The organism is Mucilaginibacter sp. (assembly GCF_036383575.1).
Classification (GTDB): Bacteria; Bacteroidota; Bacteroidia; order Sphingobacteriales; family Sphingobacteriaceae; genus Mucilaginibacter.
On sequence record NZ_DASVOB010000030.1, the window covers coordinates 1 to 8,091 of the forward strand.

At 44.3% G+C, this 8,091-nt stretch carries 7 protein-coding genes; all 7 read right to left on the reverse strand.

Translation table 11 applies throughout. The features are described from left to right. Positions 1-99: 99 nt before the first annotated feature. Positions 100-1,104, reverse strand: a complete 1,005-nt coding sequence (locus VF500_RS00955; RefSeq protein ID WP_330857879.1) for a glycosyltransferase family 4 protein — start codon at positions 1,102-1,104, stop codon at positions 100-102. Then, a complete protein-coding gene (locus VF500_RS00960) occupies positions 1,105-3,381 on the reverse strand; it encodes a glycosyltransferase family 4 protein (protein ID WP_330857880.1) in 2,277 nt (758 codons plus the stop codon). It abuts the gene before it with no gap. A 401-nt stretch (positions 3,382-3,782) separates the two neighbouring features. Next, entirely contained in the window at positions 3,783-4,973 is a 1,191-nt protein-coding gene (locus tag VF500_RS00965) for an aspartate aminotransferase family protein (RefSeq protein WP_330857881.1), read from the reverse strand. 317 nt (positions 4,974-5,290) lie between these two features. Next, a complete protein-coding gene (locus VF500_RS00970) occupies positions 5,291-5,800 on the reverse strand; it encodes a hypothetical protein (RefSeq protein ID WP_330857882.1) in 510 nt (169 codons plus the stop codon). A 16-nt stretch (positions 5,801-5,816) separates the two neighbouring features. Continuing rightward, positions 5,817-6,854 (reverse strand): hypothetical protein, encoded by a 1,038-nt coding sequence (locus VF500_RS00975; protein WP_330857883.1) that lies wholly within the window; start codon positions 6,852-6,854, stop codon positions 5,817-5,819. A 50-nt stretch (positions 6,855-6,904) separates the two neighbouring features. Then, positions 6,905-7,459, reverse strand: coding sequence for an RNA polymerase sigma factor (locus VF500_RS00980; RefSeq protein WP_091221884.1), 555 nt, complete (start codon positions 7,457-7,459; stop codon positions 6,905-6,907). A 31-nt stretch (positions 7,460-7,490) separates the two neighbouring features. Continuing rightward, positions 7,491-8,091, reverse strand: a 601-nt coding sequence (locus VF500_RS00985; RefSeq protein ID WP_330857884.1) for a transketolase family protein, incomplete at its 5' end; no start/stop codon positions are given.

Below are 8,091 nucleotides of genomic sequence, written 5' to 3' on the forward strand. Positions count from 1 at the left end.
CTATGATTAAAGCTTTCAGCTTTATCTACTTGGGCTGAAAGCCCAAATCATGTTATACCACGGGTTACGCTTCGCTAAACCCGCGGCAGCGTTTTCTTTTTATCCCAATATCTTATTATACAATGCCCAATAATCACTTACCATCTTTTCACTTGAAAACTGTGAGTTTGCCCAATCATAACAATCAGCCCTGCTGATCTGATCGAGCCAATCAACAGCGTCAACCGCTTCGTCAACCGTATTAACTAAAAAGCCTGTCTGTGCATCTTTGATCAACTCGGGCATCGAACCGCGGTTAAAAGCAATAACTGGTGTACCGCAAAGCATGGCTTCGGCTACACTCAACCCAAAAGGTTCATTAAAGCTAATAGGATGTAACAATGCATAAGCATTTCCTAAAAGCTCCCGCCGTTTATCAGGCCCTGCATGACCAATATATTCAACATCCTCGGATAGCTGCGGCTCTATCTTTTCTTTAAAATAATTGACATCCTGCACTATGCCGGCTATCAGCAGCTTTCTTTTGCTCTTTTTAGCGATCTCTATGGCTTCAGCAGTGCCTTTATCAGGATGGATCCGGCCGAAGTATAAGAGGTAATCATCCGGCTGTTCATAAAACTGAAAATCACGGGTATCAAGTCCGTTGTATACCGTGGCTAAATAATCAAGCTCGGGACTCCGGTCGGCATTACTGATGGAAACATAATGTCCCCTGCTATTATATTTCTTATAAACAGGGATGATCTTCGGCGATGAAAAACCATGTATGGTAGTGATCACCGGCGTTTTGATCAACCCCGAATAAGTAAGCGGCAGAAAATCGAAATTGTTATGAATAATATCAAACTGGCTTGCCTTTTCCATCAGGTTGCTGATGTGCAGGCATTCCAGCACTTTAGCGTCCTGCGTTCTGTCTTCCTCATAACCAGTGGTGCAAATGGCATCAAGTGTTCCCGCGGTTATCGAATCACCTGTAGCAAAAAGTGTTACTTCGGCCCCAAGTTTGATGATACCTTCGGCTATGTTTGATGCTATCTGCTCCCAGGGCCCGTAGTGCCTGGGCGGTGTGCGCCAGGCAACAGGGGCTAATATGGCTACCTTCATTTAGCAAGTCTGCATTTTTTGGCCGTATTTATTGTACTCGTATTCCAACTCGAATGCTTTCAGCACCGTTAAATGCGATATCAGGTAAGCCAGCGTACTTTCGGCACCCTGGTTACGGTTTATACCGCCGGGCAGCAATCCATCGCAGCAGCCCTTGGTTTCATGGTCATACAGCGGTGCGCGCAGTGTATTTTCGCCCAGGAACCATTTATAGCTCAGGAACATTTTTTCAATGTATTGAGGTACCCTGAAAATCTGGTATGCCTGAAAGTGCATCAGTACCATAGCCATCGTTTCAATAGCCTGCTGATCAAAAGTTGGGAACGTACCTCCGCGGTAATACCAGCCATCATTACCAACCGGGCTTAAATAACCATTTGATAACGTAAGCTGATCAAGGAAAGCCATGGTCGCCATGGCGATCTTTTTGGCTTCTTCGTTACCGGTGATCTCGCATGAATGCAGCAAGGCCAGCGGAAGGATAGCATTATCATAGGTCATCTTTTCCTCAAACCATTGCCAATCGTCAGACTGGGTATTGTTGTAGGCATCGATCAATGGTTGGGTAAGGTTGGCTAAGATCTTCACCATGCCCTCATCCGTGGGATAAACCTGCAGGTATAAACTGATGCCGATTATGGTATTGGCCATTCCCCTCAAATGTTTGAGTGCTGCAAAATGGGGTACCGATTTATGGAAGATCTCCAGCGAAAACTCCCGGTAAGAATTACTCGCCGCGCAACCGATCAAATGACCTAATGCCCATATTGTACGGCCAAAGGAATCCTCCGATCCAACTTCGTCCAGGTATCGCCTGTCAAAACTCAGAAAGTTGCGGAAGTTACCATCGTCCGTTTGCATATAGTGGATGTAGCTGAGGTATATCGGCAGCAGTTCAAAAGCTTCACGGCTCCCGTTACGCTGATAAGCCATGAGCGCCATGATGAGGGCGCGGGCGTTATCATCCAAACAATAACCTTCTTTCAGATTAGGGATGCCGTATTTGGCGTGTTGCACTATACCTGTATCGTCGGTTAAACGTAATACATGGGTTAAACTGAATTTTGGCAGAATCTCCGGATCAACAATGCTATTACGCAGGATCTTGTCACTAAAGTCATATCTAACGAGGGACTCCTGTGCTACTTTAATAAACTCGGCGCCAATTACCGGCCAGCGTAAATGCAGGCCATATTGATAAGCATTTTCTTTTAATTCCTTCAATACGCGATCCTGATCGAGCAATTCGATAACTGTATCGGCCAATGCATCTGAGTTTTTAAAATCAAAAAGGCGACCTCGTTTATCGGCCAGCAGCTCGGTAGCGTGCCAGTATGGTGTTGATACTACCGCAGCTCCTGCCCCTACCGCGTAGGATAATGTACCGCTGGTGATCTGTGCTTCGTTCAAATATGGCGTTACATACATCTCGCAGGCGGTAAGATAATTTACCAACTCCTCTTCCGATACAAATTTGGCTATGAAAGCCAGGTTCTTTGAAACACCCAGCTGTGCGGCAAGCGATTTCAGGTGATCGCGATATTCCTCACCCGAACTTTTGATCACTCCCGGGTGTGTATTGCCCAATACCACGTACATTACATCGGGATGTTTTTCAACTATTTTGGGTAGTGCTTTTACTACGGTTTCCAAACCTTTGTTACGGCTCAGCAAACCAAAGGTGAGCATCACACGCTTGTTTTTAAATGACGACAAGTTCTTAACCGGATTTTCAGCCGGAGCTTCTACATCAGGTACACCATGCTCTATGATCTGGATCTTATCGGCAGGGATCTCGTAAACGTTGGTCAAAAACTCAACCGCGCGTTTACTCATCACCACAACTTTTGATGATTGCTCTGCTATTTCACGAATAATGATGCGCTGCACATAGCTTGGATCTTTTAATACAGTATGTAAAATAGAGATCAGGGGCTTCTCCAGGCGATTGATCAGCGGTAAAATATAAATACCGCTCTCGCCACCGTAGATCCCAAATTCATGCTCCATAATGCACACATCGGCATTACTGGTGTTAATATAGTTGGCCGCACGGATATAATCTTTTTGGTGATTTTGGCGGATAACATATTTTACCTCCTCCGGGTATTCGTATTCCTGTAAATTCTCCGAATCATTAAGCGCCACAACAAAACCGCTTTGTGCTAAGGTTTGCCGCTCGGGAAAATTTGAGCTGATGGCACGCATTAAATTGTTATTAAATGTTGCAAGACCGCATTCGCGGGGGGGATAAGTGGATATATATGCTATTTTCATATGTAGATTGAGTATAGATGCGTTGTTTTAGATGCTTTTCATTACCACAATTTTAATTAATTGTAAAAAGCAAATGACTACAAAAAAGTGCAGCAAGTGACCTTATTTATGCCTTCGGGTACATTTAAAGCACTATTTTTATAGGCAACACTATAAATGCACAAACCATACCAATTTAACTCAAACTAAAATAAAGGAGGATTACTAACACGTTGTAACAGGCAAGTTACAGGGGCGAATAGCGTAGAGCTGACTCGCCCCGAGGTTGCTGCGCTTGTCGCCCCTCTCTGCTTCGCAAAGAGGGTGAAGAAAAGAGAGATTAATATTTGCCCTCTTTGCGGCAAAGCCGGAGAGAGGGTGGTCCAGCGAAGCGTAGACCGGGTGAGTCAATAGGCGAGTTACTATCTGCTATAATAATCAACCGCTTCAACAATCACATCACAAGCTTTCCTGATCTCATCATGCGTAAGGATAAGCGGCGGCGCTAATCGCATTGAATTGCTGCAATGCAGGAACCAATCGGTTATTACACCATTTTCAATACAACGGTCAATTATTTTTTTATTGAGGTCGAAGTTTTCCAATTCTATAGCCATCATGAGCCCTTTACCGCGCACGCTTTGTATAGCAGGATGTACAAGCAATTCGCGAAACAAGGCTTCCTTTTCGCCAACAGCGGATACCAGGTTATTATCCAGCAGATATTCTAACGCGGCTAAACCTGCCGCACAACATACCGGGTGCCCGCCAAACGTGGTGATATGACCAAGAATAGGGTTTTCCTTCAGTGCGTCCATTATCCCATTAGATGAAATAAATGCACCAATAGGCATGCCGCCACCCAACGCTTTTGCCAGAAGCAAAATATCAGGAACAATATCAAAATGCTCAAAAGCAAATAGCTTTCCGGTACGCCCAAAGGCAGCCTGGATCTCGTCCAGTATCAACAACGTTCCTGTTTCGGTACAACGTGCCCGTAAGGCTTGCATATAAGCAATATCCGGTACGCGGATACCAGCCTCACCCTGGATGGTTTCGATGATGACACAGGCCGTTTCTTCGGTGATCAGTTGAAGATCATCCGGATTATTAAAACGGATAAAATTTACACCCGGCAACAAAGGCCGGTAAGCCTGCTTAAACTCCTCGTTGCCCATAACGCTTAATGCGCCATGCGTACTGCCATGATATGAGTTGAGGCAGGCAACAACCTGCCGCCGCCCGGTAAAGCGTTTAGCAAGCTTTAATGCCCCTTCAACAGCCTCGGCACCCGAGTTGGTAAAATATACCGACTGCAAGTTATCCGGAAGTTCGGAAACAAGCTTTTCGGCAAAACGCACCTGTGGTGTTTGCACATATTCACCGTAAACCATCAGGTGCATGTATTTATCAACCTGCTGTTTTATGGCATCAATAACATAAGGGTTGCTGTGCCCAAGACTGCTCACGCCAATACCCGAGATCAAGTCGATATACGGCTTACCCTCCGCATTGTACATATAAATACCTTCGGCGCGCTCAAATTCAAGCAATAAAGGAAAATTGGTAGTTTGGGCGTTGTTGGCAAGAAAAAGCTGGCGAAGAGTTGGCATGTTGTTAAGTTGTATTCAAAACTGTTAAAATCCAAACCGTCATTGCGAGGTACTAAGCAACCGCGAACTATACAGAGCGGCTCTGCTTATAGGGGATTGCGTCGTACCTCGCAATGACGAGTAGTAGAATCCAGACTTACGAAGTTTTGAAAACTTCGTAAGTCTTAGGTCCGCAATGACGGTTACTTAGATTTACCGACAAAGATAAACTAAAACAGACGGACGAAAATCCATCTGTAAATGTTATTTGAAATACTTTTAATTTTGTAGAGACTAAAAACAACTAATCTCTAAACTCCAACATCTAATCACTAACCCTAATTCCCCGCTCTTTCGCTGCGTTCGCTGAGTTGTTTGATGAGCTCGTCGTTAAACTCCTGCTCGCTTTTGTACAGGATGCTTACCTTCTCAGGAGGAAGGATCTTGGAGAATGAATCGCGGTAGCGCTTACGGATCCCTACCAGCTGGCTTTCGTAATAAATTTCTTTATCTATTTGCTCGGTGCCGTTGGTTGATGATGTAGAGTTGTTTAAACGTTTCAGGATGCGCACAGCAGTAAGTTCCTGCTGATACTGATTGTAAAGCGGCCAAAATTTAGTGCCCTCTTCATCTGTAAGATCAAGCTGGCGGCTGATATACCTGTTACGGGCTGCCTCAAGTTTTTTACCCATAGCGCCCTTTTTGTTATTACCATTGGGGCGAACGGGGTTAAACTCGGGCCTTGAAGGCGTTTGAGCCGGAACAAAGCGGTTAACCTGTCCCACAGCTTCATAGCCTATTGCCATAACAAATAATACAATACAAATATGCCTGATCAGTTTACTCATTAAATGTTTTCCTCTGTTAATTATCTATATAATCCGACAGATCTTCGTCTGCATTACTTGTGTTGCTTTTTTGATTAGCATCTATCAGTGTACGGGTATCGCTTGCGTCCATGTGCAACTGAAGATAGCTTTTTATTTCATCAACAGGAACTGATGATACCTGCTCATGCAAATAAGAGTGATTATGATCCGATGGTTGCAGATCAGCCCTGAAAATAACGCCTACGCCAAGTATTAAGGCAAAACAAGCGGCTGTAGCATACCTGATAGTAGGTGAAGACCAAAGCCTTCTTACCATACCTTTTTTCTGTACAGGCTTAGCTTTGTTGATGCTTACAACGTTGTCCAGTTCCTCTACTTCTTCAACCTCCGCATTAACTGTTTTATCCAGGATGCGCTGGCTAAGCTGATCGAAATAGTTTGCAGGCACTTCAAAACCCTCATGCTCGGCGCTCATGGCTTCCTCCACCGCAATTCGGCTTTGTATATTGGCACTCAGCTCCTCAAAATAATTTTCAGGAACAGTAAAGCCTTCATCGCCCATGGCCTCCTCCACCGCAATGCGGCTTTGGATATTGCTGCTCAGTTCGTCAAAATAATTTTCAGGTACCGTGAAACCTTCATCGCCCATGGCCTCCTCCACCGTTATACGGCTTTGGATATTGCTGCTCAGCTGGTCAAAATAATTTTCGGGCACCGTGAAACCCTCACCCGCATCCGTGGCTTCATCCACCACAATACGGCTTTGAATGTTGCTGCTAAGCTCATCAAAATAATTTTCGGGAACGGTAAACCCCGAATCACCTGCGCTAAAAGCACGTTCAATATTTATACGGCTCCGGATATTGCTATTTAACTCGTCGAAGTAATTTTCAGGTACCGTGTACCCTGCAGATGGATAGTTTTTTAATCCCTCAAGCCTTATGCGTGTTGTAATGTGCTGCGCTAACTCATGGAAATAGCCTTCAGGCACTGTGAACGGGTTAGTTTTGCTAACCTGTTTCAGCGCGATGAAATCATCCAGCCATTCCCTATTGTCCATATCGCTTTTCATACACAACTATAGATTGGTATTGTGCTAAAAGGTTTAACGTAAATTAAAAATTAATCGTGACCAAGCAAATGAGCCTCTATCTTCTTGACTGCCAGATGAAAAGAGGCTTTTAAAGCCCCTACACTGGTACCCAAAACCTGCGACATTTCTTCATACTTCATGTCTTCATAGTATTTCATATTGAAAACAAGCCGTTGTTTTTCGGGCAGGGTAAGCAGTGCTTCCTGTAGTTTACGCTGCGCTGCGTCGCCATTAAAATACGTTGAGTCGGCCAGTGTATCAGCCAGCTCGTAAGCAACATCATCCAACGAAACATTATTTTTTTGTTTTTTCTTATTCAAAAAAGTAATGCATTCGTTGGATGCTATCCTGTACATCCAGGTGTACAGTTGCGCGTCGTTTCTGAAACCGGCAAGGTTTTTCCAAACCTTTACAAAAACATCCTGAACCAAATCATCAGCATCGTCATGATCAACAACCATGCGCCTGATGTGCCAGTATATTTTTTGCTGGTATTTTTTCAACAACAGGTTAAATGCCTCATTCCGGGTTTTTTCGTCCTGGAATTTGCTTAATATCTCTGAATCTTCAACCTGTACCGACATTTTTAGAATTTTATTAATGTTAAAGGTTTAATTAACCTTTTTTGTTTTTTCTTTCTATCACCTTTTTAACCGCTGCCACAATATGCTCGGCATCTAAACCGTATTTGGTCATCAGTTGTTCAGGTGTACCGCTTTCGCCAAAGCTGTCATTAACAGCTACGTACTCCTGTGGTGAAGGGTTGTGTACCGCAAGCACCTGGGCAACGCTGTCACCTAAACCACCAAGACGGTTATGCTCTTCGGCAGTAACTACACAGCCTGTTTTAGCTACCGATTTCAAAATAGCCTCTTCATCCAGCGGTTTAATGGTGTGGATGTTGATGATCTCGGCATCAATACCCTGTTCAGCCAGAATTTCGCCGGCCAAAATAGCCTGCCATACCAGGTGACCTGTGGCAAAGATACTTACATCGGCGCCTTCATTCACCATCCATGCTTTACCAATTTCAAATTTTTGATCAGGATCCGTAAAGATAGGAACAACCGGGCGACCGAAACGTAAGTAAACCGGGCCATCATACTCAGCAATAGCAACAGTAGCAGCTTTGGTTTGGTTATAATCGCAAGTGTTGATCACGGTCATGCCTGGTAACATTTTCATCAGGCCGATATCTTCCAGGATCTGGTGGGTA

What these genes read in the sequence shown, in the direction of transcription:
- VF500_RS00955 (WP_330857879.1), bottom strand. Translation starts at nt 1,104, where the DNA reads ATGAAGGTAGCCATATTAGCCCCTGTTGCCTGGCGCACACCGCCCAGG.
- VF500_RS00960 (WP_330857880.1), bottom strand. Translation starts at nt 3,381, where the DNA reads ATGAAAATAGCATATATATCCACTTATCCCCCCCGCGAATGCGGTCTT.
- VF500_RS00965 (WP_330857881.1), bottom strand. Translation starts at nt 4,973, where the DNA reads ATGCCAACTCTTCGCCAGCTTTTTCTTGCCAACAACGCCCAAACTACC.
- VF500_RS00970 (WP_330857882.1), bottom strand. Translation starts at nt 5,800, where the DNA reads ATGAGTAAACTGATCAGGCATATTTGTATTGTATTATTTGTTATGGCA.
- VF500_RS00975 (WP_330857883.1), bottom strand. Translation starts at nt 6,854, where the DNA reads ATGAAAAGCGATATGGACAATAGGGAATGGCTGGATGATTTCATCGCG.
- VF500_RS00980 (WP_091221884.1), bottom strand. Translation starts at nt 7,459, where the DNA reads ATGTCGGTACAGGTTGAAGATTCAGAGATATTAAGCAAATTCCAGGAC.